Consider the following 24,204-nt stretch of genomic DNA (forward strand, 5'->3'; position numbering starts at 1 on the left):
TGTTTTACTCCTTATCTATAAATATATTTGTCACGGTGTCAAACGTTTGAATAAATGTTCCAGCGCGTCCGTTTCTGTACTTATCAACGATTATCTCCATTTCTTGGTATCGTTCACCTTTTGTTTCGTTGTCGTAATAGTTCTCTCTGTGTGGCATTATAATCATGTCAGCAACCTGTTCAATTTCTCCACACGCTCTTATGTCTGCCATTGTCGGGCGCTTGTCTTCTCTGTTTGTATTCGCTCTGCTCAACTGCACTAGTAGAATGATAGGCACTCCTAATTGTACCGCTGTATGCTTCAACTCGCGTACGATGTGAGCGAACTTGATAATATCCTCTTTCACTCCATCTACGTTAATATGCGAAATATGGTCAATCATAAATACGTGTTTCTTGTCAGGATTATTTTTTACTTCTTTTCTCATATCCGCTTTTATCATGCGTAAATCTTTTTCTTCACTAATATCTAAAGGCATTTGACTTAAATTACCTACAGCCATTTGATACTTAGCAAAAGCCGTTCCTGGTTCGCTGTTCGTATTCTTATCGAATATTGGTAGAAATCTATTAGGATTCTTCATACAAGCTACAGGAAGTTGCGACTGTCCCGCTATCCACCTATCAATACACTGACCTTCAGGCATTTCGGCGGAATAATATTTCCCTTTGTAAATACCTTTTTGGTCCCGTTCGGCGGCTCTGCGCATACTATCCAGGGTCCACGCTGTTTTACCCATACCAGGACGACCGCCAACTATAATCAAGTCGCCTTCTTGCCAGCCATCTGTAAAGTTGTTGAATTTATCCCACCCTGTATCGACTCCTGACAAACCATCTACTTTCATTTGCGCATGTTTGTCTACACGTATAGACAGCTTTTCCATGAACGTTTCCTTACTTACTACCTTTTCTTCACTCGTTTTCATAACACTGTTGATAAAGCGTTCTGAAGCTTCTAAAACATTTCTTTCTTCAGTGTCGCTCAAAAATGTTGCTGCCAGCTTTCTAATCTCTTCTATTTCGATGAAATCAAACATTTTTCGTTGGTAAAATTCAAAGTTAGAAGTCAGAGAGCCATTTGACATAACCCTCATAACATCTTTAATTTCTAATTCACTATGACTTATAATCATTTGCGGGTTGATATCAATCTCTTTATCATTTAATTCGCAAATTGTTTTATAAAGTTCTTTGTTCTTACTGTCCAGGAAATGCTTTTGATTCAAACGACATTCGTCAATCAAAGTATTATCCCCTAGCATTGCTTCCAGGACGCTTATTTCCATTTCCTCATGATTTGAGTATTTAGTTGCGATCATTCCATCACACCTTTCATCATTCTAGCTTGTTGGATTGCTCTGAAGTTCGCCGCGTCTACATCATTGTTAATACTAAATATATCAATGAATAGCCCTATAAAAAAACAGTTAGCTGTAAATAATTTTGTAATCGCGCTAATAAAGTTCCCTGTATAGAACTTGTGCGCTCCGAACACTCCTAAGAATAACCATAATAACCAAGCTGTACTTTTTTGTTTCAATGTAATTTCCTCGGATGTATGTAACAGTCATCGGCTTATAGGTTAACGATTGCCCAACTTAATGCATAACCTGCCGCCCATAAAACTGCTAACATACCTGAACTGACAAATAAAGCTTCTTTAAAATCTTCTTTAATCATTATCAATTACCTCTTGCATATCTATCGTTCTCTCGTAATCACATTCTATAAGTTCGCATTCAAAATGTGCTTCTTCTCCATCAAAATGAATGTATAAGCTGTTGCTACATTTAGGACAAGATAAAGCTGTTGGTTCCCACATAATCAATTCCCCTTTCCGTTCACAATGCTGTATTCTATTTTGAATCCACGGTCAAAATCTATTGATTTACACCAGACAATAAAGTCATTCATTGACTCGACACTTTCGTTTTCTTGTGTATCATAGTATTGAATCTTTCCGCTTTCTAAATCGACTTGTTTAATAAATTGCGCCATTATGCTAACCACCAATCAGTGTTTAAATCTTCAATAATGTCAAACAACGTATTCTTGCACACACGATTGTTAGCCCTTTCAAAATCTTTAGAAAATACATCTTCTGCAAGAGCTATAGCCTTACGTGGCTGCACCCCAACTCTTATTCCAGCGCCCATTAATACCTGAATAAATTGCGCCCTAGTTTCCACTACTTCACTAACTGCTTTACGGATAGCTTTTATAATTTCGTGTTTTCTCATTGTATATTTCTCCTTTTAAGTTAAATAGAATTAGATTTATTCGGTTAACTTACTATGTATCATTTCTAAACGCGGCTGATCAGTGCCGCCGATACTTCTAAAACGCCTTGCATACTTTCCTGAAACCGAATAAATCTCAAAGTGTAGTTTCTTTTATTACTTCGTTAACTCACTTCTGTGATACGCCATAAAATACCGCTATATCTTTCACACTTACCATCATATCCACTCGAAACCAATCAGGTTGTAATTCCATTACGTTCGGTCCTTCAAGTTCAATATAGTTAAATAGATTTGGTTATTCAGCCAATTCAAGTGGATCAGGTTCAAATGGAGCCTTTTCTTTTTCCTTGATTTCCTTGCGTGGACCCCCAGCCTTTTGTAGAACATCTACTTTCCAATAGTCATGTTCAATTGTTGTAATGTGTTTAAAGCCTTCATTACCTAACTTTAAAACCAATGAACCGCGTTCTTCTCTATGTTTACGATCATACATGTTGTATTTAATTGTTGTTACCGTTGTTAATTCATCTATATGTTTTGTTTGCACTTCTACCTTCATTTTCGTTTCCTTCCAATTAAGTGAGCGGCTTTTCTTGTCCATAACCACCCAGGCATTTAATTGCCTTGTCCTTTTGACAAGATTTATCTTACACCACTTTTTTAAACATGTAAACCAATATATTAAACTTCTTACCCAATTAGTTAAATAAATTTGGAATTGACTGTATCTTAGCCTAATCCGAAATCTATTATATTTTATTTAAAACAAACTAGGACGCCACGCCTTAGCGTAATTAATGGCTTCTTCAAAGTCTTTTGCTGCAATATCTCTGTAACTAGAAACAGCGAATGCGTTCTTTAAATCTTTACCAAACTTAGCATACATTTTCCTTTTTGTATCATAGACACGAATCCCTCCGAACTCTTCCCACATCTTTTCAACTCGTTGCATTTTAATATTGTTTAAAACTTGCTGCTGTCCATAATCAATAGTCATAGTGTTCCGTAATATTGCAACGTTACTTTCTACAGTAGATAGACGTTCTTCAGTATCTAGTGAGTTCGCCATTAATAATTTAATCTGATCAATTGGTTTTAGTTGTTGTGGTTGTTTAATGTGTTCTTCCATACGGTTAAACTCTTCTATATAAGCCATTTTAAATTGAAGTGCTTCTTTGCCATTGAATCCCATAACAAGCAAAGTGAAGCCGTCTTTTGTTAAGTCGTATTTCAGTTGCTCTCTATTGAAACTATCTTTGTAAGAGGTCGGCTGAAAAATCAGCTTACCTTTTTCTCCTAACTCGGAATGTAAATTATGTATTGATTGGATAACATTTTTATGCTGTTTTCCGAATACTTCAGCCACCATTAAAGAGTCTGTTACCGCTTCATTGTTGTTGTTTAAGAATACTAAGTTTGTCATTTTGCTTACCGCCTTTTTATTTATTTTTATTTTAATTTAGTTTAATAAATTTGGATTTGTAGAGACTACTCATCCATTGAATAACCTACCATAATGTTATTTCAGCTCCTTGTTTAGCTTCTGCTACTTTTTGTTTCACTTCGTCCATACGTTTATATTCTAAGTATCTTTCATCATTTAGGAAGCCTTCTAACATCTTTATATACTGCATATCTTTATTCGTGCATTCTTCAGCGTATTTAGTTACACCATATAGAATTACCTCATGACTATGATGTTTTGCTCTAACTTCATTATATCTCTGATAAGCTTTAGGTTTGTTTCTTTTTTTAGGATATACAGACCATACTTCTTCAAATTCAGGAGAATAAGTTTTCTTGTTTCTTTTCGTTTTAACATCTTTAACGTTTATATTAGAAGTAGTTTCTGTTATTCTCTGTGTAGTCTCTGGTAATGGTTTAATCATATTGAGCATATCCAATTGTTCATTTTGATTAGTTGCCATTTTATCATTTTGATTAGATGGATTACTCAATCTTTTATAGTCGATAGAATACCATTTTGTACGGTCGATTTTTAATTTATTATAGTTTCCCACCAGCAATAGTCCACTGTTTTCTAACTTTGTGAATGTGCGTCTTATAGTTGCGATTCCCCAAAAAGGAAATTGTTTCTTCCATTCTTCTGCTGAATTGTAAATCCATTTACGCCCATCATATTCATGATTAGATTTCTGAAGCCAGTAATGTATTTGCTGCACTATAATAGCTTCATTTAATCCAATCTCCACCGCTAAAGACGGTAATACAATTAATGGATGTTCATTTAATAAGTTGCTCATTGTGATTCTCCTTACTTGCTTTTAATCTCTTTGTAAACTTTGTACCCTACCTGGTCTTTGTAAACTACGCCTTTGTTACTTCCCATTTCAAAGGTTAAATAACCGTCACTAACTAACGCGCTTAAAGCTTTTCTTACACCCTGTTCCGAAATAATATCCTGGGATTCTTCTATTAAAATTCTAACTAAAGCCGCTTCGTGTAGTTCTATTTCTTTAGGGTAAAGATCACACAAAAGATTATGAACGTAATTACGTTTAATCCCCTTATTAGAAAGGTATTCAACATGAATGTTATTGTCAGGATTCACACGCTCTTTTGTGAGTTTGAAAGAAGGTTTCCTATGTTGACCTGCTCCTTTTTTTAAAACTCCATATCCAGTGTCATGAAGCTTCTCAACAGTATTCTTAAAATGTATTCTGTTGTCCATGTATTCAGGTATTCCAGGTAGAATACTTTCTTTGTAATCAATCACGATTTCAGGACCTTCAACCTTCGAACGTTCATGAAACCTTTCTAATAATATTGCTGCATGTACAGAAAGTGTTTCCTGTGCTACTACTGAACTGAACCATATATATTTACTCATGCTGTTACCTCTGCAATTTTGAACTCAATTCTTTTACCACTTATTCCACTTCCCTTTTTCATTTTTGTTGCATCACGTTTTAACAACTCGCCTTTTCTAAACATGCTGTTTAGTGCCGCATTAGCTGCGTCTTTTGTAAAAATACCTTCAGATGCATCGCCTACTTCAACAGAATTCATCCAACCACCATGTTCATGAAGGATTGTCAGTATCAGCATTCTTTTGGGTGAAAATTGACACTTTAAAGGAAACTTCAACAAATTATTATCAGCTTGAGGAGTTTTTTTGCACATTCTAAAACAGAACTGATTTTTATTAGGATGTGAAGAATATGTAAACAAGCCCGTGTCCCTAACTTTTCTCAATGCCCTTTCAGTTGCTAGTGGTTTAATCCCCATTGCTTCCTCAAATTCTGCACCGGTAATTGTTACCTTCTTTTTCCCTTCTAACTCACAAATATCCCTAATGTATTCCGCTAATAAAGCCGTTGTTAAACTCGCTTCTTTTGCTAATTCAGTGTTAAAATATAGTTCATTCATTGTATTTCCTCCTTTTTAGTTGAATAGAATTGGATTAATTAACTTTAATCATCATGCATTCATAATACATAAGTTCTTTTAACATTCTTGTTCTTATTCCAACATCGCTATTATGTCTAGAAGACTGGTTAAAACGTCTTCTATTTAAACCAACGTTTTCGTTACGTCTAGTTTCAATAACTTGATAGAATTGTGTTTTAAAATCATACCCGCGTTCTAGAAGTGCATTAGTTTTCTTAATCAGTTCCGGAACTGTCGCACCCGTTACAGCAAACGGCAAACCTTTATCATTCGCTGGATTCGATTTACCTCTATTAGAATAGTTTCTTACAACTGTCTTCATTGTTTACACTCCCCAGGATTGTAATAAGTCTTTAGCTTGCTGTAATAATGAAGGGTCTTTAGTATACGGAACCCAACCTACAATATTTTGTGCTAATACTTCATTAACTTCTGTTTCTGTTTTTCCGTGTTTCTGTTCTAATGCTTTTCGTTTTGCATAAACTATTTTCCCTAACTTCTCCTTATCATCATTACGAGAACCTACATTAGCCTTTTCGCTAATAGTCTTTTTGCCGCCTTCTGTATCTTCAGGTAAGTCTTCGCCCGCGTATATATAAAGACCTAAACCGTGTAAAGCGATAGCTTTAACCAGGCAACGTTTCTGATTTTTATTTAGTTCAAACGCGTTAGGATTTGCAATAGGTTTATTTCTGTGATCAAGTACAGGTAACATTTCTGTTTCTGTATGTCCATGAATAGTAACCGATACTTGAACAAAATAACCATTAGGCGTTTTAAGATAAGGTACTTGAATATCATGATTTCCTTCATACGGGAACCAGTGAATTTTTTGTACTGCAAACTGATCAATTTTTTTGGTTTCAGCCCATGCCCACGCCCATGAAAGATAAGTTAAATTTTGTTTCTTTTCTACTACATCATTTACATTGATTCCAAACATTCTTTTGAAGCTATAAAGTTCTTCATCTGTTACCCCCACTTCATCAGGTTTGACTTCTTCAACCGCATTTTTTTCTTTAGTCATTTTCATTTCCTCCAATTATTTAATTTGTAATGTTTTAGTTCGTTTTGTTGTTACACCTTCTATTTGAATACCTTTTTTAACCGCATCTAACAATTGCTTTCTATCTAATGAGGGTTCAACTGACTTGTAATACATTTGCGGTATTTGAGCACCTTCAGCTATGTCTAATGACGGTGCGTTAGTTCTGAATTTAAGTGTGAGAGTTTCGTTTTTCACTTCATCCATTTCAGCCGCTTTTAATGATTGTTCTAAGAATGAATGTAAGTTTTTCGCATTATTTTCTAAAGTTCTTCTTCTTGCCGCTAAACGTTTTTCTTCTATTTTAATAGTTTCTACGTTTCCCTCAATAGATTTGATGATGTAAGCCGTGTTTAAAGCCTTTTGTTCAATAGCTTCTTCAACCGCTTCTAATGTATCTTGAATCACTTCAGGGTCTACTCCGTCAGTAATCATGTTTTGAATGTTTAAAAATTGACCAGTTAAATTATATAAGTTCATTTTATTTCCTCCTAGAATTCAATATATTTGTTTGGTTTACCAGTGATAGTTGATAGAAGTAAATGTAGTTGCACTGCTTCAGCCTTAACTTGAAAGTTACTTCCGAATAACTTTTCGTTTTTAGCTAATGTTTCAAGACGTATATTTATTTGACGTTCAGCTAAATCAAGACGTGCTTGCATGCATTCTTTTTCGAAATTTTTCATTACCTAATCAAATCCTTTTTGTAATTTTCAGATGATACAACTAACTTTTTAGCTCCCATACCGCCACTATGTAGCACTATGTCACCTGTTCTATGACCTTGCACAGCGACACAATCAACAAACCACGTTATTTCCCTGTTTCTATATTCAACCGCTAGGTGATCACAACCCACATCCCAAGCTTCTTGTAATGTGGGTTGTTTATGAATTTCAATTACCTTTTCAACTACTTTAACTTCAGGTTGTTTAGTGCAGTGACGTTTCTTCTTAGCCATTAATAACACGCTCCATTTTTCTTAATTGTAATGTTACTTGCTTCAACTCTTCATTGACTTCTCTTTCTTTGTCCAGCCAGTGAAGCATTGATTTAGCATAACCTCGCGTAACCTCTAAAGGTTCGTTTCTCGCCTTCCTTGCTTGCATTTGCACTAAACGTTGATTAGCAATGTAACTGTTTTTAGCTTGCTTTAACTCTATTACTCGTTCCCTTAATCTTTCGACTCCCATCGTCTTCTCCACCTTCGTTAAATAAATTTGGATTATCTTGTATAAACTTTATGATCGGTTTCAAAAATTGTTGCTGCTGTTCGGTTGTTAAAATTAATTTTTTCATTCAGTGTACCTAACTCCTTACATAACTTTTAGTTTGGTAGAATAATTGTGATTAGTATATAAATTATTATATCCTAATTTGTTAAATAAAAATGGATTTCAAACTAACATAAGTTGTCGCACACTAACAGCAAGTGCAAGTGTTACCTTGCTAAAAACTCGCTTTTCACTTGTTTTATGTAATCTTCCTCTTTGCCATAATAAAGCTTGAATGGATCAATATAATAAATGTCAGCCAGCTTCTTAGCAATTTCCATTTTAATTTTAGAAGTATCGCCTTCTAACTTTTGTAAGGTATTATAGCCAATACCAGCCGCTTTTGCTGCTTCTCTTAATGATAAACCTACGCGCTGACGCGCCAATCTAAAAGTTAACTCCATGGAACTTCCCCCACTATTCTATTATTTTTGTAACATAGTGATGTTCAAATATCCCAATATCAGATATGCAAACAGACCTCGCTCGATACGAACACTTGTTCACCTCTGCTACATGAGTAATCTTACCATGCAAAAAAATCAAATGCAATACTTTTTTGTCCAAATTTATTTAATTTTTTGGGTAAAAAGTTCATTTTTATGAGTGAAAAGTATAGATTTTATTGTTCTTTCTATTATATAATGAATTAAGTAATACTGAGGTAATAACAATAGATGCCAAAAGGAGAAATTTACTATGCCTAGAAATTTCAAGACCGCCAATGATGATATGATGGCTAAAAAAATGAGTGAAAACATTAAAACCTTAATGAAAAGGAAAGGTTTAAGACAAATTGACTTATCTGATAAGACTGGTATAAAACGTTCTACTATAAGTAATTATGTTAATGGAAAAACAATAATACCGATGGTTGCCCTACAACGTATAGCAAATGCATTAGGAGTTACTAAGTCTGAAATCGTTGAATTAGATGAATCCAAAACTATTGAAGTAATTGGGATTAAAAAGGTTCCTGTATATGATGCTATAAAGAGTGAATTTGGATCCACTTCATTTAGTGACCCTATTGAATATATTGATACTCCTTTCAGTTGGATTAGTGAAGGTGACTTCTTCTATATAAATGTAAAAGATAATTCTATGCCTGGTATATTTGAAGGTCATAAAGTTTTAGTAATGCAAACATCAAGTTTAGAAAATGGGGATATGGCTCTTGTTTCTGTAAATAATGAAATTATAATAAGAAGAATTTATAAAGATGGTAATTCAATAACATTAGATTCAATTTATAAAAAAGATATTATAGATGATAGGAAAACACTATTTTCGATAATTGGACGTGTAAAGAAAGTTATTGGTGATTTCTAATGAGATGCGCTATATATAGAAGGGTCTCTACAGATGAACAAGCGGAAAAAGGATTCTCTTTAGAGAATCAGAAATTAAGACTTGAATCCTTTGCAACTTCTCAAGGTTGGGAAGTTGTTGAGGATTATGTTGATGATGGTTTTAGCGGAAAAGATACAAATCGACCTGCATTACAAAGAATGTTCAGTAATGTTGATAAATTCGATGTAATACTTGTATACAAATTAGATAGATTTACTAGATCAGTTAAAGATTTAAACGAGATGTTAGAAACAATAAAAAAAAATGAAATAGCTTTCAAAAGCGCTACAGAATCTATAGATACCACTACCGCAACAGGACGAATGATATTGAATATGATGGGAACAACCGCACAATGGGAACGTGAGACGATTTCAGAAAGAATAAAAGATGTATTTGGAAAGTTGAGAGAAAACGGCATTTTTTCAACAGGTCATCCACCATACGGTTATAGATGCAGTGGTAATAAATCAATTGAAATAGTTGAAGAACAAGCGGAAATGGTACGCTATATATATGAGCTATCCAAGACCATGGGACTATTTAAGATTTCCGTGGAATTAAACGGGAAAGGTATTAAAACAAGGCGGAATAATAAGTTTGGGCAGTCGGCGGTAAAAAGAATACTGCACAACCCTTTCTATTGCGGATATATGGAGGTTGATAACAAATGGGTTCCGATTAAGAATGAAGGTTACACGCCTATAATAAGTGAAGAAGAATTTAAGACGACTCAAAAAATATTAACGAAACGTACTAAGGCACAGACAAGATCGAGAAGCGTTTCTTATTATCCGTTTAGTGGAATTGTACTTTGTCCTGAATGTCAACGGGCAATGAGGGGCGATAGAGCTAAATACGGCGATTATTATTATCGTTACTATCGCTGTGTATACGGACGAGAAAATATTAATTGCACTAACAGAAAGCGAATTAGAGCCGAACAAGTTGACAAAGCTTTTGCTGAATACATTTCAAGGTCTTTTGAGAATACTACAATAAAACTAGATTCCAGAGATATTAAAAGCGATATAGAGTATGAACTGAAACACTTAGATAGTAAGATAGAAAGATTGAGTGATATCTATATAGAAGGAGATATCACTAAAAGTAAATACAATGAAAAAATGAACTCCCTTCTAAATGAAAAAGAGAAATTAAAAAAAGATTTGACATCATGTAAGGAACATGTTGACGCCGAATTTGTTCGGAATCAAATAAACAAACTGGAAAGTATTTGGAACTTAATAGACGATAAAACCAAATCCGAATCTATAAGAAGTATTTTTGATACTATAAAAATAAAACAAGACAAGAATACGGTGACTATTATGGATCATACCCTACTTTAATTTTAGGTTAATGGTCCATTTCCTCTATGATACGCCCTTCCGAAAGCTGATACTAACGACGTTATACTTGCTTCACCTTGTTTCACACACATACACTCTCCTTCATTTTCACAACAAAAATAGGGTTCCCCTGGCCAGGAGAACCCTATTATACACCTTATTTTTATATTGGTAAATTATAGAATAAATAAGTTTTTTTGTAAAATTTTCAACCTACTAACGCTCCAACAATTTGTGTAATCTCTAGCAGGAAGACTTCGATCTACACCGAATATTCCAGTTTATAACAACACAAATGGAGGGCGTCATGAAAAGATTAGTCATCATTACAGTAGGGAAAATTACAGCCGACAGAAGGTTCAAATATACTAAAGCACGGTCTTTCAAAATTCATTGTTGATTATGCGAAAGAACATACAAATTTACACCTTATTATTTGTAACTCCAATCGCAGTAAAAACGGAAGATTCTATTTACTAAACGAAGTATTTCCACAAAATGAATATATACGCATACTCGTTCATTTTGCCATTCCAGATGATGTACTTTACGAAAGAGTGGCTAGAAGCACGCGAAATACGAATATTTTTAGAGGTGGCTATTCTAGTTTCAAAGAAGTACTTGATCGACAACAAACTGAATTACTTCACGATGATGTAGTAGATCCTATAGAAAATGAAGCTGATTATTTGTTTGTTATTCGTAACAGTAAGGATGTAAACTCTACTATATTAAAAATTGTCCATCTTGCTAAAGAGTTCTCCCCTACTCCAAAATAAGAGACTATAAAAATTACATAATCATAGATTATTATGCAAATACTTCCTCTAGACGGCGCAGATGGTATATAATGATGGAAGAATCTACTTCTATATGCTCAATTTTACACAAAACAGCTCATGCATATGAAAGAAAAGAGGTACAAAAATATGAAAACAAAACAAACAATTGCTGCGTCTACACTAGCTTTAGCAATGATTGCTGGCGCGAACTCTGCTCATGCGGAAGTAAATGATGCTACTCCTCAGCAAAGTACGGGAGATCGATTAGCTGAAATTAAGCAACATAAACAAGAGTTAGATGCGAAATTACAGCAACACAAAGAAAACGTGGATCAATCATTAAATGAACTTAACAAAGTTAAGGAAAATGTTGATACTAAGGTGAATGAACTACATGAACGTAAACAAGTTGCTGATGAAAAAATTAACGAGATTAAACAACATAAACAAGAGTTAGATGCAAAACTTCAGCAAGACAAACAAATCGCCGAAGATAAAATCGCTGAAATTAAAGAGCATAAAAAACAAGTAGAAGATAAAGTTGCTGAAGTAAAAGAGCATAAACAAAATATCGATAACAAAGTGAATGAGATTAAAGAACATAAACAAACTGTCGATGAAAAAGTGAATGAAATGAAGCAACATAAAGAGAACATTGATCAAAAGGTTAATGAACTTAAGGAAGTTAAAAAACAAGTAGATGAAAAATTAGCTGAGTTAAAGAAAGCGAAACAAACTGCTGAAGACAAACTCGCTGAACTAAAAGAAAACAAGCCGAATACTGGTAACACGTTAGAGGAACTTAAGAAAATTAAAGGCAATTTAGACAGTCTTTCCGCTAACTTAGAACTAGCTAAACAAGATGTAAAAAACAAACTAGCTGAATTACAAAAGGCTAGAGAAGATTTACTAAATAAAATTAACGAAATTAAACAATCGAAACAAACTGTTTCAGACGATTTAACAAAGAAAAAACAAGACTTAGATATTAAAATCAACGACTTTAAGCATACTGAGAAAAAAATTGACGACAAATTAGCTGAGTTACATACAACGAAGCAAAATGTTGATAACAAGATTAATGAAGTATCACAGTCTAAACAAACGCAAGCAGATAATGGTACTAAAAACAATAACGCTAAAGAACTTCCTAACGCTGGTAGCGAGCAATCAAACAATATGGCTCTAGGAATGCTATCTGTATTAGGTGGGATTTTATTACTTACTCGTAATAAAATTAAAACGTTATTCTCTAAATAAATCCATTAAAAAAAGGAAAACCGCACATACATGTACGGTTTTCCTTTTTTTATATTAACTGTCCATCTCGAAGCGTCAATATACGATCACATACATCAAGCATTCTTTCATCATGTGTAATCATAATTGCTGCTTTTTGGCTCTCTTTCACTTCCCGTTTCATCATTTCAACAACTTCACGTGCGCGTTTTGAGTCTAAGCTTGCCGTTGGCTCATCCGCTAATATTAAATCTGGGTTGTTCATGAACGCACGAGCAATTGCTACCCTTTGTTTTTCCCCACCAGATAGTTGATTTGGATAATGATTCTTTCTTTCTCCTAATCCAAATGCCGCTAATAAATGATCCGCACGCTTTTCGGATTCTTGTTTACTTTCCTTTTTTAGCTTTGCAATGTAAAGCAATTGTTCTTTCACATTTAAATATGGAACGAGATTTGCGAATTGGAAAATGAAGCCGATTTTTTTCAAACGAATATCTGTCATTTCCTTTTCCGATAACTTCGTAATATTTTGCTCACGAATGTAAATATCCCCTTTTGACGGTGATAATAGTGCACCCGCGATTGATAATAATGTACTTTTCCCTGATCCAGAAGGACCGACGATTCCGATAAACTCTCCAGCTTTCACATCAAGCGACATCGGATGAAGGGCTGTTACTTCCGTATTCCCTTCTCCGTACACTTTACTTACTTTGTCTAATTTCAATAATGAAGTCATTACATCCCGCCTCCAATTGCTTCTAATGCATCAACTTTTAATACTTGGTATAACGAAATAAGTGTTCCTAAAATACTAATTACGATAAAGATTGCTGCGTATTGTGCAATCATCGGTGTTGTTAATAAGAACGGCATACCCGCTGGTAAAATTTGTTCTAATCCTTGTACAAGAACGATACTAATTACCATCGCAACGACTGATAAGAATAACGCCTGTACGACTAAACTATTTGCTAAATACGAGTTCTTCGTACCAATTGCTTTTAATACACCTAATTGCTGTGTTTTTTGTAGTGTAATAACATAGAAGAATACACCGATTAATAACGCAGCGATCACAAGTAAGAACGCAATGATCATCGTTAAAGTTCCTTGCTCTTCTTTAAATCCTGGAATACTTTGCAGTACTTCTTTTTTATCGATAACGTGAGCATTTTTAATTTCTTTATCTGTGTTAAGTGCAATTGCACTATAATCTTTTTGGTTTGGTTGTGAAATAGATCCCCATACGTCTTCATTTACATAAACGACTGGTGTATGGCTAAACATTTGATCTTTCGTAAATCCGACGATTGTAAATTCTTTCTTTGAAACAGGATCGATAATTGTATCCCCAATATTGATTCCTTTTTCTTTAATTGATTCATCAGCAACCATTTCATTATTTGCTGTACCTAATTTCTCACCTTTTACAATGTTCGGTTCTAAAAATGAATCGCGTTCACTTGAAAAAATAGCGATATCAACCTTTTTCGAACTATCTTTCTTTTCATATGTTGAAACTTTCACACGAAACGGAACTGCCTCTTTCTCGCCTACTTGACTTACTACATTATCTACATCGTCTTTCTTAATTTGTGAACGAAGTAATTTATTTTCCGCATCATCTGCTAAAACGAACTTATTTGCCTCCATATTTTGAATCGATGAAGCATTATCATATGATAATCCATTTGCTAATCCTGAAATAACAAGGACTAAAAATGATAGTAACACCATAATGAGTCCGATTAATCCGTATCTTAATTTTGATTGTTTCAATTCACGCAGAGCTAAAAACATTTCGCTCGCTCCTTCCTCTTTCTTTCTATGCACTAATCATAAAAAAGAAATATGAACGGAATATGAACAGAAGATTACAGAGTAAAAAAAGAAATTTTCTGAAAGTATTGAAAATAAATAGAATCCTTGATACAATTCAGTCAAATAATATTGACCGAGTAATTTAATTCAAGGAGTTGATCATGTTGAAGCCCGTATTAACACTAACTACTTATAGCCAACTAAAAGCATTAAGCGATCCACTACGTGCCGAAATGATGATACGTCTATGCGAACGTCCTTATACTGGACAGTTACTCTCTGAGAAATTCGGCATTTCAAGGGCGAAAATTCATTATCATTTAAAAGAATTAGAAAAGAATGGTCTTATAGAGATCGTTTATACAGAAGAAAAGAATGGGATTATTCAAAAGTTTTATCAATCTGTCGCTAAAGGCTTCACCCCTGCTACAGATCTATTACCTCATTTAGAAATATTAAGCGAATCAGGTCGCCAAATCTTTTTACAAATGATAGAAAGAACGAAAAGCCAAATTCTCGCTGCACCAGAAGAAGCTTTTACATTACGAAATGCAAGTGAAGATCCAGCTAAGTGGAATTACGTTTCATCCTGCTGGGAATTTGATGCTACGCCAGAACAATTTCAAGTGTGGGTGAAAAAGTTTCATCAATTGATGGCTGAATTAAACGAAATTACAAAAGGTGCAGATAAAGATCCGAATAGTAAACCTTATTATATTTCTACTACTGCACTTCAAATCGCTGAGAGAACAATGCAGCAATTTATTAAAAAAGAAGAAAAATCGTAATACGATTTTTTTTACATAAACGGTCAAATTTATTTTACCGAATAAATTTATTATAAAGGAGTAGATAAAGTGGACATATTAAAAAACCGGAATTTCCTCTTATTATTTTTAGGAAGAATTTTCACCAACATAGGAGATAGTTTGTATTATGTAGCCGCGATGTGGCTCGTATACAAATTAAGTGGTAATCCTTTTTATTCTGGATTGGCTGGTTCCCTTACGTTATTACCTTCTGCATTACAATTTCTTACTGGTCCATTCGTTGATAGATGGTCCATTAAAAACACCCTCGTCATCACACAAGTTTTGCAATGCATTCTTATTTTAATCATTCCTATTACACACTACTTCGACCTATTAACAGTCCAACTACTACTCATCATCATGCCCATCGTAGCCTTTATCGAACAATTCGCCTATCCCGCACAGTCAAAAGCTTTACCACTTCTACTGCATAAAACACAATTATTAAAAGGAAATTCACTTTTCTCATTTGCATACCAAGGCATTGATTTAATTTGCACGACTCTTTCCGGAATATTAGTAGCACTATTTGGCGCAATTACTTTATATGTGATCGACTCTTTTACATTTGCGATTACTGCCCTTTTGTTCGTTTCATTGAAAATGCCAAAACAAACCGAAGCAAACACAGTACTTTCAACTAAGCAATATTTCACTGATTTAAAAGAAGGGTTTTCAATCGTCTTTCGTTCCTTAATGGGCGTCTTCTTAATCGGTTCCGTTGTCGCTAATTTTTCAATCGGTATGACGATGGCCATACTCCCTTCTTTCGCTGATTCTTTAGGTGGTGTGAGATTATATGGGTTCTTTTTAGCCGCTATATCAGCCGGTTGTTTAATTGGAGCACTATTCAGTTCATGGGTTGGTAAACATAATGTTGGCCGTGTCTCCATTATTAGCTTCGCAACTGGCGCTTTCTTTTGGTTTCTCTCTACGATTGTACCATTTCAATGGTTATCCATTTTTTTATTCGGCTTAGCTTGGATACCAATTGGTGCGACCAACATATTATTTGCGACAATTGGTCAAATTGTAATTCCAAACCAATATCTTGGGCGCATCAATTCAGTCACACGGAGCATGGGCACAATTGCTATGCCGCTCGGCTCTTTAATTGGCGGATACACTGCGAATGTATATAGTAGCCAACTTATTTTCGCGCTTGCTAGCATTGGGATTTTATTCATTTCCCTCATATGGCTACTTCATCCGAAATTACGGGCTTTTCCAAAAGCTGATGAAATTACAGCGGATACTTTTGAGCTTCGGTTTAAGGAAGAACGCGGGAAAGGTGCGGCTTTATAGCAGAAACAAGCATAACCCCGTTCTAAATTTAGAACGGGGTTATGCTTGGATGTTAAGTTTTATTCAATAATAACGCCTTTAATAGAACGATCTAAAAAGTTCAATCAACGTTTTGCTGGCCATGCCCCCTGCATTTTCCTTAATTGAATAATTTGGCCCGTATGATAGGCATCATGAAGCATGATATCCAGTAATTTCCCCTCAAGTGAATTTTGTTCAAGCTCTTTTTCAGAAATTGCACTCAATACCTGTCTTAAATTACGTTGAGCATTTTCAGAACGTTCAACGACTTTCTTCCATTCTTTCTCATCATTAGATTGATTGGTAAGATAGAAGGTTTCACCACCATCGAGATTATTTGTCCATTCACGGCCTTCCAAGTTTGCAGCAAGTCGCTCTTTGTAATAAGTGAGATGATTAACGTTCTCCCAAATGGTATTCGTTACCTCTCCTGATGGTTTCCACATAGCCTGTTCGGCTGTAAGCCCTCCTATAGCATGTTTAAACGGTGCATACCAACTCTCTTTATCGAATGTTGAATCTAGTGCGTTTAATAACAAGTCAACTCGTTTCAAAATAATCTCCCCCTAAATAGTTACAGTTCTCATCAGACCCTTATAACTCTGTAGGGATTCTACATGTTCAAATAAACTTCCTGCTAATCTCACTCCACAAACTCATCCGATTATGTAATTAAAATGACTCACATTTTTTCACTTTACATGTATACTAACGATCAAAAAAGAAGAGGCCGCTCCAAACAGCCTCTTCCCTTACATCTATTTCGGAAGCTCCACCCGAACAGTCGTCCCTTCCCCTTTCGTGCTATATACCAAAACGGTCCCTTTATGCAGTTCAACAATCTTCTGCACAATCGACAATCCTAAACCGCTACCTTCTACGTTTCTTGCCCTTGCTGTATCCACCTTGTAAAAACGATCAAAAATACGATCCATTTCTTCTTGCTCCATACCGATTCCGTTGTCTGATATAGAAATTATAACGTTAGACTCTAACTCTTCCACGAAAAACTCAATCGTTCCACCATCGTTCGAAAACTTAATGCTATTCGTGAAAATGTTACTCCATACTTGATGAAGTAAGTTTTCATCACCTTTTATAGTGATATCTGGCACATCAAATTCAACGGCGATATCTTTTTCCCGCCATTTCCATTCAAGCATAAAAATGACGTCTTTAATTTGTTTTTGTAAGGAAAAGTCTTTTATTTGTAAAACCTTTTCCTCCTTATCTAATGAAGCGAGCGTAAGTAACTGTTTACATAAACTAGACATTCGCTTACTTTCGCCTTCAATAATTTGTAAGTAATGATTTCTTTCTTCCTCACTCATCTTTTCTGTTTGCAACGTCTTTGAAAAACCTTGTATGGAAGAAAGCGGCGACTGAAATTCATGTGAAACGTTCGAAACGAATTCTTGTCTCATTTCATCTAGTTCTTTTATACTTTTCGTCATCTTTTGGAAGCTTGTAGATAACGTTCCTATTTCATCTTTTCGTTTTACATCTAATTCAATTTCATATTCCCCACTCGCAATTTTTTGCGTAGCCTTCGTAAATTTACGGATTGGGCGAACGATATAACCTGCTGCAATCGCTATAAAGATAATGCTTAATAGTACGATAAACCCAAGTAATACCGCTAAGAAAATTCGCATTTCGCCAAATTGGTTCTGAATGTCGGGGCGAATAAATAACGCGTACTGTTTATCACCGTGCTTTACCGGTACACCAACACTATTTATTAATTCATTATCGAAAAATCCTGTAATAAAAAGACGCGTTGGATACGTAGAAACACCATTAAACGTTTCTCCTTGCAATACTTTATGAACAGTAGCATCGCTAATAGACGTCTTACGAAACGCATTGCCGATACGCTTTCCATTCTTTTGATCATCGACAATATAAATTTCATACCCTAACTTTGCGATAGAATGTAAGTACGCCTCTTGATTTTCTTCACTTTGCTTTTCATATAACGATTTAACTTCTTCAGCATACTTTAAAATCTTTTCACTGTTATACGGTTTTAACTTCACTTGATAATATACGTTCGTTAATAAAAAGCCGATAATACTACTAAGTAGCATAATGCCGACCGTCATAAATACAAATCTAGAATATAGTGATTTCATCTTATTTCAACTCCAACTTATACCCGAGGCCGCGCACTGTCGTAATTTGAAAATCATCCGTTCGTTTTGAGAAACGATCTCGTAGTCGCTTCACATGAACATCAACTGTTCGTTCATCTCCTTCAAAATCCATTCCCCATACTAATTCAATTAATTCTTCTCTTGAAAATGTTCTTCCAGGATAACTAGCAAGTTGTGATAATAGCTCAAATTCCTTTAAAGGAAGCAAAATTGTTTGGCCGTTACACTTTACTTCCACACCTTTTCGATCAATTGTCGTTCCGTGCAACGTAATAATATCTGCACTCAGCATTTGATAACGACGTAATAAAGCTTTCATACGGAAAATCACTTCAGCTGGTTCAAATGGTTTCACAATATAATCGTCTGTACCAGAAATGAAGCCTTTTTCTTTATCCACTAACTGGTCTTTCGCAGTTAATAAAATAACAGGAATATCATGATACTTCCGTATTTCCTCACATAACGTATAGCCATCAACAAATGGCATCATAATGTCTACAATCGCAAGATGAATATTTTCCTTCTCTAATACGTCTTGCGCTACCTTTCCATCTTCTGCTTCAAAAACTTTAAACCCCTCTTTTTGTAAATGGTAATGCAATAACTCTCTAATATGTTTATCGTCATCAGCTAATAAAATATGTATCATCTTCATTAAACCCTCTCTCGTTCATCCTTCTACATCACTACATTAAGAAACAATTAGATTTTTTGCAAGAAAAAGAAAAGGATTCCTTAGAAGATACTCTTGTTATCATTGTGGTCAGCTGCTTTATTACTCTTATAACTTGGTGATGTTGTACTCTGGTGTACGAATAAGTGATCTATTACTTTTTTAGTAAGTGGCATAAAGAAATTCAGTAATAGCCCACCTAAACAAACAGTTAATATAGTCCCAACACCAATTGGTCCATGTAAAATCGTTGCCATTATTAAGAATATAAGGTAAATACATGTTCGTGCTATAAAGATATTCGTTCTAGTTAATTCTTGTATGATTAAAGTTAATCGGTCAATTGGAATGGGAGCAAAATTTGTTTGTAAATATATTGCAGTTCCTAATCCTGTAATAACTAATCCGATTCCAAAATAAATCATTTTACTGTACCATATTTCAGGTGTAATTAAATTGCGTAATAAAAATAGCCACACATCAATACCAATACCCGTTATGAATGCTGTTAACAACCCTAGTACCTCTGATTTTTTTCTTTTTAATATCGAATTACAATATATTAATAATAAAGCTATTATTATTTCCCAGCTTCCCACAGTAAGCCCCACATTTAAAGAAAGTCCTACTAAAAGTGCATCAAAAGGTGAAGTGCCAAAATCTGATTGTATTGTGAAAGAAATACCAAGGGTTAATATTAAAATTCCTAATACATAAAAAACATACTTCATTTTAATCAACCTCTTCATCGTTATTTTTGTTGCATTTACAATAAAAATATTTTATATTAAATGTAACTTTAAATTGTTGCATTTGCAATAAAAATAAAAGATAAGGAGTTCATTATGAAAGAAATTCTTCGTGAAATTGGCATGATTGCAAGGGCATTAGATTCTATTAGTAATATAGAATTTAAAGAATATGAGCTTACAAAAGGTCAGTATTTGTATCTTGTGCGAATATGTGAAAACCCAGGAATCATTCAAGAAAAGCTATCTGAGATGATAAAAGTAGATCGTACAACTGCAGCCCGGGCTATCAAAAAGCTTGAAATCAATGGATTTATCGAAAAGAAAGAAGATGAATCTAACAAAAAAATTAAAAAACTTTTCCCGACAGAAAAAGGAAAAAATGTTTATCCTTTTATTAAGAGAGAAAATGATTATTCCAATACTGTTGCATTAGAGGGATTTTCGGAAACAGAAGCGGAAACTATTTCTAACCTTCTTCAAAGAGTAAGAAAAAATATAGAAAAAGATTGGGAATTTGTAAAAAAGGGAAATAAGAGAGATTATTGATTATATAAAGGAGCGAACTATTAATATGACTACACATATAGAAAAGTGCACCCTTAAAGATATACACAAACTTCAAGAAATTAGTTATGAAACATTTAATGCAACTTTTAAACATCAAAATTCACTCGAAAATATGCATCATTATTTGGAAAAGGCATTTAACTTAAAGCAATTAGAAAAAGAATTATCCAATAACTCTTCCCAATTCTTTTTTGTCTACTTCAACGATGAAATTGCTGGGTATCTGAAGATCAATACTGATGATGCTCAGTCTGAAGAAATGGGCGATGAATCACTTGAAGTCGAGAGAATTTATATAAAGAGCTCCTTTCAAAAACATGGTCTTGGTAAACACCTACTAAATAATGCTATTGAAATTGCAATAGCAAATAATAAAAAGAATATTTGGCTAGGCGTATGGGAAAAAAATGAAAATGCTATTGCTTTTTATAAAAAATTTGGTTTTGTACAAGCTGGCTCTCACTCCTTTTATATGGGCGATGACGAACAAGTTGACCTTATCATGATCAAAACACTCATATAACTTTTTTGAGAGGTGGGCTATTATGTATATTCCAAAGTATTTTAAAGTCACAAATGTTGATGAAATTTGGGATTTTGTTCAAAAAAACTCTTTTGGAACAATCGTCACAACAAAAAAAGAGAAACCAATCGCAACTCATTTGCCTTTTGGGTTAACTAAACAAGGTGATGATTATTTTATTACTGGACATATGGCTTATGGGAACCCCCAGTGGAGAACATTTGAAACCTGTGAAGATGTTCTTGTAATATTTCAAGGACCACACTCTTACATCTCTTCTTCTTGGTATGAAAATGAAGAAGTTCCAACATGGAATTATCAAGCTGTCCATATATATGGTAAAACAAGTATTTTAGATAAAGAGGAATTAATAGATGAATTAACAACAATGCTGAAAAAATATGAAGAGCATCGTGAAAATCCAGTATTATGGGATAAACTTTCCCCTACTCTCTTAGAAAATGAACTGAAAGGTATAGTTGGATTTAAGGTTAAGGTGGGAGACATCCAGGCTGCATATAAATTAAGTCAAAATCGAAATGAGACGGATTATATTAACATTATTGAGAAATTGTACGATGAAGAAAATCCAGATGCAAAACAAATGGCGAAACTCATGGGGAGTAGATTAAAAAATCACATATAATCCATCGTTATTCAACTATCACATTTCAAAATTAAAGAACAGACTGGAGCGTTCTATCGGCAGTTTTCTTTAAAATGTAAAAGTTTGAACTTAAAGTCTATGGTGTTTAATAAAAAAGAATCTATTTTGAAAAAAGATTATTCAAAATAGATTCTTACGTTTTAGTATTAAGATTATTTTAATGAAAAATAATTTCTATGCTTTAGAAATATCAACGAATCCTTCTCCAAACACATCACGAACATCGTGTATAGCGATGAACGCAGCCGGATCTGTAGTTTGAACAATCCGTTTTAGCTTCACTACTTCTTGCTTATTAATAACAACATAAAGAATTTCCTTCGGAGTTTTCGTGTAATAGCCATGACCTGAGTACACAGTAACCCCTCTGCCCATTAAGGTAGTTACCTTCCCGGCTATTTCATTCGGATTATCAGAAATAATCGTAATGGCTTTCTTCGGATTTAAACCTTCAATTACAAACTCCATCACTTTCGTTGCTACATATAACATAATAATTGTTATCATCAGTTTTTCTGCACCAATGATGAAATACGATGAAAACGCAACGATTAAATCGAAGAACAGTAGACCGTAGCTAATGCTCCATCCTAAATATTTATGTGTCATCCTTGCTAAGATGGTAGTACCTGCAGTTGTTCCGCCAACGCGAATAATAAGACCAATCCCGCATCCAATAAATATACCTCCGAAAATGGCATTTACGAGCATTTCATCCGAAGCGATCGTCCAACCTTCTGTTAAATGAAGAAATAGTGAGTTCGTAACTACAGCGATAATCGTATAAATTGTTGTGATCTTATTTAAAAATTTATAACCGGCTATTAACAAAATCGCATTTAAAATTAAGTTAACTAAACCCGGTGACCATTCAAATAAATAGTACGTAATAATCGTGATACCTGTTACCCCGCCCTCACCAAACTCATTCGGGATAACAAACAAATTGACACCTAATGCAAAAAGAAATGCACCGATAATAATAAAAATAATGTCTGTCGTTCTTTTTTTCATACAGTACCTCACTTCTTATGTAAATATTTATTCTGTCATAAACTCTCACTATTATATCGTGGAATATTCAAATCGAACAGTGGTTTGTTTTTATTTTAATATAAGATAAAAAATCAACATTATTTATTATGTACTGCAAATAAAGTTTTGATTTCACCCGTAATTTACTCTTAAAAAGAAATGCTGAACATTGACTTGCACAAATTTCAAATAAAAAAGTACCCACCTAATTGTCATACGCAATGATAATTAGATGGGTACTGCATGATACATTTAGTTTTCACATGTATTGTTTGGAGAAAATTGCAAATAACGACCTATACTCGCCTTATTAAGACCAAATCCATACATCATCATTATTTTCAGCGTTCGTCTTTGCTTCATGAACTTTTTCAATATGATCAACTGTGTTCCAGTTAATAGAAATACCGCCCCAGCCTACATACTTCATATCAATTTTTACTTTCTCACCCACATTAAATACTTGTCCCTTTGTTAAGAAAACATCAATAATATCTTTCTTCCCGTTTAGCGATGGATACTCAACTACAACATATTTAGTAGCACCGTCTCCCTCATCTTCCATCGTTCCTACTTTTGATACTTCTCCAATTACATAATCGGGCGAGCCATCTTCTTTCATGTGCATACCTAACTTGTTTGTTGTATTTTCAACTGCAGTTGCAACCATATATTCTGTAAAATTACGCATCATAGATCCAATAGCTTTTACTTCATCTCCTACTTTCACGTTTGAAAGTGAATCAATATACACACTAACAGGTTCCTCATATTGCTTAGATTTTACAACAATCACACCGTTATCTACTTCTACTACTCGTCCTTCTAACGTCGAGAAATTCGATTCAATAGAAGCTGCACTTGCTTTTGTTAGTTCTAATCCTGGTACATTTGTTCCTGATAATGCTGCGATCCCTAAAGCACCTGCTAAAATTATTTTTTTCATACCCATATGTAACATCTCCATTCATGATGATTTTATTTTTTTGATTGGTATCGACCAACCTGTAATCATTATAGTTACAGGTTATAGAAAATAGCAACCATCTTTCTTATGCAATGATGCATACTGTGATTTTCAAATATAAATTTTAGCAAAGAATATTTGTAGATTATTCCTATATTCAGCACTAATACTAAATTCTCAAATTACAGCAGGTGA

Annotated in this window: 33 protein-coding genes and 2 pseudogenes; 9 read left to right on the forward strand and 26 right to left on the reverse strand. The window is 34.2% G+C overall.

Features of this window, described 5'->3' with window-relative positions; all coding sequences use genetic code 11:
- Nucleotides 1-4: 4 nt before the first annotated feature.
- The 17 genes from AC1Q8M_RS12335 to AC1Q8M_RS12415 form a co-directional block, all read right to left on the reverse strand.
- Nucleotides 5-1,321, reverse strand: coding sequence for a replicative DNA helicase (locus AC1Q8M_RS12335; RefSeq protein ID WP_098365981.1), 1,317 nt, complete (start codon nucleotides 1,319-1,321; stop codon nucleotides 5-7).
- The gene (locus AC1Q8M_RS12340; protein WP_098360692.1) at nucleotides 1,318-1,542 is read right to left on the reverse strand and encodes an NINE protein; all 225 of its coding nucleotides are present in this window, start codon (nucleotides 1,540-1,542) and stop codon (nucleotides 1,318-1,320) included. Before AC1Q8M_RS12340 ends, AC1Q8M_RS12335 begins: the two co-directional genes overlap by 4 nt.
- Nucleotides 1,543-1,674: 132 nt before the next feature.
- A complete protein-coding gene (locus tag AC1Q8M_RS12345; RefSeq protein ID WP_172794254.1) occupies nucleotides 1,675-1,824 on the reverse strand; it encodes a hypothetical protein in 150 nt (49 codons plus the stop codon).
- A 2-nt stretch (nucleotides 1,825-1,826) separates the two neighbouring features.
- Complete coding sequence (locus AC1Q8M_RS12350) at nucleotides 1,827-2,000, reverse strand: hypothetical protein (RefSeq protein ID WP_153593040.1); 174 nt, start codon at nucleotides 1,998-2,000, stop codon at nucleotides 1,827-1,829.
- On the reverse strand, nucleotides 2,000-2,242 hold the full coding sequence (locus AC1Q8M_RS12355) for a hypothetical protein (RefSeq protein WP_098360691.1): 243 nt from the start codon (nucleotides 2,240-2,242) through the stop codon (nucleotides 2,000-2,002). The genes AC1Q8M_RS12350 and AC1Q8M_RS12355 overlap by 1 nt, the downstream gene beginning before the upstream one ends.
- A gap of 298 nt (nucleotides 2,243-2,540) precedes the next feature.
- Nucleotides 2,541-2,804 carry a hypothetical protein gene (locus AC1Q8M_RS12360; protein WP_098365980.1) on the reverse strand — a complete coding sequence of 88 codons (264 nt, stop codon included), beginning with the start codon at nucleotides 2,802-2,804 and terminating at the stop codon, nucleotides 2,541-2,543.
- Nucleotides 2,805-3,005: 201 nt separating this feature from the next.
- On the reverse strand, nucleotides 3,006-3,668 hold the full coding sequence (locus tag AC1Q8M_RS12365) for a Rha family transcriptional regulator (RefSeq protein ID WP_061660409.1): 663 nt from the start codon (nucleotides 3,666-3,668) through the stop codon (nucleotides 3,006-3,008).
- A gap of 85 nt (nucleotides 3,669-3,753) precedes the next feature.
- Nucleotides 3,754-4,509: an LvrA C-terminal domain-related protein gene (locus AC1Q8M_RS12370; RefSeq protein ID WP_061660410.1), complete on the reverse strand. Its 756-nt coding sequence runs from the start codon at nucleotides 4,507-4,509 to the stop codon at nucleotides 3,754-3,756.
- 11 nt (nucleotides 4,510-4,520) lie between these two features.
- Nucleotides 4,521-5,096, reverse strand: a complete 576-nt coding sequence (locus AC1Q8M_RS12375) for a hypothetical protein (RefSeq protein ID WP_061660411.1) — start codon at nucleotides 5,094-5,096, stop codon at nucleotides 4,521-4,523.
- Nucleotides 5,093-5,635 carry a hypothetical protein gene (locus AC1Q8M_RS12380; RefSeq protein WP_061660412.1) on the reverse strand — a complete coding sequence of 181 codons (543 nt, stop codon included), beginning with the start codon at nucleotides 5,633-5,635 and terminating at the stop codon, nucleotides 5,093-5,095. The genes AC1Q8M_RS12375 and AC1Q8M_RS12380 overlap by 4 nt, the downstream gene beginning before the upstream one ends.
- Before the next feature lie 34 nt (nucleotides 5,636-5,669).
- The gene (locus AC1Q8M_RS12385) at nucleotides 5,670-5,978 is read right to left on the reverse strand and encodes a hypothetical protein (RefSeq protein ID WP_061660413.1); all 309 of its coding nucleotides are present in this window, start codon (nucleotides 5,976-5,978) and stop codon (nucleotides 5,670-5,672) included.
- Nucleotides 5,979-5,981: 3 nt separating this feature from the next.
- The gene (locus AC1Q8M_RS12390) at nucleotides 5,982-6,683 is read right to left on the reverse strand and encodes a Sak single strand annealing protein (protein ID WP_061660414.1); all 702 of its coding nucleotides are present in this window, start codon (nucleotides 6,681-6,683) and stop codon (nucleotides 5,982-5,984) included.
- Nucleotides 6,684-6,698: 15 nt separating this feature from the next.
- Nucleotides 6,699-7,181: a siphovirus Gp157 family protein gene (locus AC1Q8M_RS12395; RefSeq protein ID WP_061660415.1), complete on the reverse strand. Its 483-nt coding sequence runs from the start codon at nucleotides 7,179-7,181 to the stop codon at nucleotides 6,699-6,701.
- 11 nt (nucleotides 7,182-7,192) lie between these two features.
- On the reverse strand, nucleotides 7,193-7,387 hold the full coding sequence (locus AC1Q8M_RS12400) for a hypothetical protein (RefSeq protein WP_086385038.1): 195 nt from the start codon (nucleotides 7,385-7,387) through the stop codon (nucleotides 7,193-7,195).
- Complete coding sequence (locus AC1Q8M_RS12405) at nucleotides 7,387-7,662, reverse strand: hypothetical protein (protein ID WP_061660417.1); 276 nt, start codon at nucleotides 7,660-7,662, stop codon at nucleotides 7,387-7,389. Before AC1Q8M_RS12405 ends, AC1Q8M_RS12400 begins: the two co-directional genes overlap by 1 nt.
- The gene (locus AC1Q8M_RS12410) at nucleotides 7,655-7,894 is read right to left on the reverse strand and encodes a hypothetical protein (protein ID WP_061660418.1); all 240 of its coding nucleotides are present in this window, start codon (nucleotides 7,892-7,894) and stop codon (nucleotides 7,655-7,657) included. The genes AC1Q8M_RS12405 and AC1Q8M_RS12410 overlap by 8 nt, the downstream gene beginning before the upstream one ends.
- Before the next feature lie 248 nt (nucleotides 7,895-8,142).
- Nucleotides 8,143-8,379 carry a helix-turn-helix domain-containing protein gene (locus tag AC1Q8M_RS12415; RefSeq protein WP_042598360.1) on the reverse strand — a complete coding sequence of 79 codons (237 nt, stop codon included), beginning with the start codon at nucleotides 8,377-8,379 and terminating at the stop codon, nucleotides 8,143-8,145.
- 295 nt (nucleotides 8,380-8,674) lie between these two features.
- Here AC1Q8M_RS12415 and AC1Q8M_RS12420 point away from each other — a divergent pair, with 295 nt between their 5' ends.
- Both AC1Q8M_RS12420 and AC1Q8M_RS12425 read left to right on the forward strand, forming a co-directional pair.
- Nucleotides 8,675-9,307: a LexA family protein gene (locus tag AC1Q8M_RS12420; RefSeq protein WP_061660419.1), complete on the forward strand. Its 633-nt coding sequence runs from the start codon at nucleotides 8,675-8,677 to the stop codon at nucleotides 9,305-9,307.
- The gene (locus AC1Q8M_RS12425) at nucleotides 9,307-10,680 is read left to right on the forward strand and encodes a recombinase family protein (RefSeq protein ID WP_098360688.1); all 1,374 of its coding nucleotides are present in this window, start codon (nucleotides 9,307-9,309) and stop codon (nucleotides 10,678-10,680) included. Before AC1Q8M_RS12420 ends, AC1Q8M_RS12425 begins: the two co-directional genes overlap by 1 nt.
- A 26-nt stretch (nucleotides 10,681-10,706) precedes the next feature.
- On the opposite strand, the pseudogene AC1Q8M_RS12430 reads toward AC1Q8M_RS12425, so the two are convergent.
- A pseudogene (locus AC1Q8M_RS12430) lies at nucleotides 10,707-10,772 on the reverse strand (methyltransferase); the annotation flags it as partial.
- 203 nt (nucleotides 10,773-10,975) lie between these two features.
- On the opposite strand from AC1Q8M_RS12430, the pseudogene AC1Q8M_RS12435 reads away from it, so the two are divergent.
- A pseudogene (locus tag AC1Q8M_RS12435) lies at nucleotides 10,976-11,459 on the forward strand (ATP-binding protein).
- 150 nt (nucleotides 11,460-11,609) lie between these two features.
- Nucleotides 11,610-12,722, forward strand: a complete 1,113-nt coding sequence (locus AC1Q8M_RS12440) for an LPXTG cell wall anchor domain-containing protein (protein WP_098365977.1) — start codon at nucleotides 11,610-11,612, stop codon at nucleotides 12,720-12,722.
- Between the two features lie 49 nt (nucleotides 12,723-12,771).
- On the opposite strand, the gene AC1Q8M_RS12445 is transcribed toward AC1Q8M_RS12440, so the two are convergent.
- Both AC1Q8M_RS12445 and AC1Q8M_RS12450 read right to left on the reverse strand, forming a co-directional pair.
- On the reverse strand, nucleotides 12,772-13,443 hold the full coding sequence (locus AC1Q8M_RS12445; protein ID WP_000202606.1) for an ABC transporter ATP-binding protein: 672 nt from the start codon (nucleotides 13,441-13,443) through the stop codon (nucleotides 12,772-12,774).
- Nucleotides 13,443-14,507 carry an ABC transporter permease gene (locus tag AC1Q8M_RS12450; RefSeq protein WP_098365976.1) on the reverse strand — a complete coding sequence of 355 codons (1,065 nt, stop codon included), beginning with the start codon at nucleotides 14,505-14,507 and terminating at the stop codon, nucleotides 13,443-13,445. Before AC1Q8M_RS12450 ends, AC1Q8M_RS12445 begins: the two co-directional genes overlap by 1 nt.
- Nucleotides 14,508-14,692: 185 nt before the next feature.
- On the opposite strand from AC1Q8M_RS12450, the gene AC1Q8M_RS12455 reads away from it, so the two are divergent.
- Nucleotides 14,693-15,316 (forward strand): ArsR/SmtB family transcription factor, encoded by a 624-nt coding sequence (locus tag AC1Q8M_RS12455; protein WP_043352887.1) that lies wholly within the window; start codon nucleotides 14,693-14,695, stop codon nucleotides 15,314-15,316.
- A gap of 69 nt (nucleotides 15,317-15,385) precedes the next feature.
- Nucleotides 15,386-16,645, forward strand: a complete 1,260-nt coding sequence (locus AC1Q8M_RS12460) for an MFS transporter (protein ID WP_098360687.1) — start codon at nucleotides 15,386-15,388, stop codon at nucleotides 16,643-16,645.
- 104 nt (nucleotides 16,646-16,749) lie between these two features.
- On the opposite strand, the gene AC1Q8M_RS12465 is transcribed toward AC1Q8M_RS12460, so the two are convergent.
- From AC1Q8M_RS12465 to AC1Q8M_RS12480, 4 genes are all read right to left on the reverse strand, one after another.
- Nucleotides 16,750-17,220 carry a DinB family protein gene (locus tag AC1Q8M_RS12465; protein ID WP_086396821.1) on the reverse strand — a complete coding sequence of 157 codons (471 nt, stop codon included), beginning with the start codon at nucleotides 17,218-17,220 and terminating at the stop codon, nucleotides 16,750-16,752.
- A gap of 204 nt (nucleotides 17,221-17,424) precedes the next feature.
- Nucleotides 17,425-18,801, reverse strand: coding sequence for a sensor histidine kinase (locus AC1Q8M_RS12470; RefSeq protein ID WP_000839489.1), 1,377 nt, complete (start codon nucleotides 18,799-18,801; stop codon nucleotides 17,425-17,427).
- Nucleotide 18,802: 1 nt separating this feature from the next.
- Complete coding sequence (locus tag AC1Q8M_RS12475; RefSeq protein WP_000781961.1) at nucleotides 18,803-19,480, reverse strand: response regulator transcription factor; 678 nt, start codon at nucleotides 19,478-19,480, stop codon at nucleotides 18,803-18,805.
- Between the two features lie 80 nt (nucleotides 19,481-19,560).
- Nucleotides 19,561-20,229 (reverse strand): YczE/YyaS/YitT family protein, encoded by a 669-nt coding sequence (locus tag AC1Q8M_RS12480; RefSeq protein ID WP_492334148.1) that lies wholly within the window; start codon nucleotides 20,227-20,229, stop codon nucleotides 19,561-19,563.
- 114 nt (nucleotides 20,230-20,343) lie between these two features.
- Here AC1Q8M_RS12480 and AC1Q8M_RS12485 point away from each other — a divergent pair, with 114 nt between their 5' ends.
- Genes AC1Q8M_RS12485 through paiB form a run of 3 tightly spaced genes read left to right on the forward strand, consistent with a single transcriptional unit; the run spans nucleotide 20,344 to nucleotide 21,986 of the window.
- Nucleotides 20,344-20,796: a MarR family winged helix-turn-helix transcriptional regulator gene (locus AC1Q8M_RS12485; RefSeq protein ID WP_000658984.1), complete on the forward strand. Its 453-nt coding sequence runs from the start codon at nucleotides 20,344-20,346 to the stop codon at nucleotides 20,794-20,796.
- 25 nt (nucleotides 20,797-20,821) lie between these two features.
- Complete coding sequence (paiA, locus tag AC1Q8M_RS12490) at nucleotides 20,822-21,340, forward strand: spermidine/spermine N(1)-acetyltransferase (protein WP_098360685.1); 519 nt, start codon at nucleotides 20,822-20,824, stop codon at nucleotides 21,338-21,340.
- Nucleotides 21,341-21,362: 22 nt separating this feature from the next.
- Nucleotides 21,363-21,986 (forward strand): protease synthase/sporulation negative transcriptional regulator PaiB, encoded by a 624-nt coding sequence (gene paiB / locus AC1Q8M_RS12495; protein ID WP_098360684.1) that lies wholly within the window; start codon nucleotides 21,363-21,365, stop codon nucleotides 21,984-21,986.
- A 195-nt stretch (nucleotides 21,987-22,181) separates the two neighbouring features.
- Here paiB and AC1Q8M_RS12500 read toward each other — a convergent pair whose 3' ends face one another.
- Nucleotides 22,182-23,021 carry a YitT family protein gene (locus AC1Q8M_RS12500; RefSeq protein WP_000747488.1) on the reverse strand — a complete coding sequence of 280 codons (840 nt, stop codon included), beginning with the start codon at nucleotides 23,019-23,021 and terminating at the stop codon, nucleotides 22,182-22,184.
- A gap of 331 nt (nucleotides 23,022-23,352) precedes the next feature.
- Nucleotides 23,353-23,994 carry an ATP F0F1 synthase subunit alpha gene (locus AC1Q8M_RS12505; protein ID WP_065484458.1) on the reverse strand — a complete coding sequence of 214 codons (642 nt, stop codon included), beginning with the start codon at nucleotides 23,992-23,994 and terminating at the stop codon, nucleotides 23,353-23,355.
- Between the last annotated feature and the right edge of the window lie 210 nt (nucleotides 23,995-24,204).

Source organism: Bacillus sp. GW823-FHT06A10, from assembly GCF_058795375.1.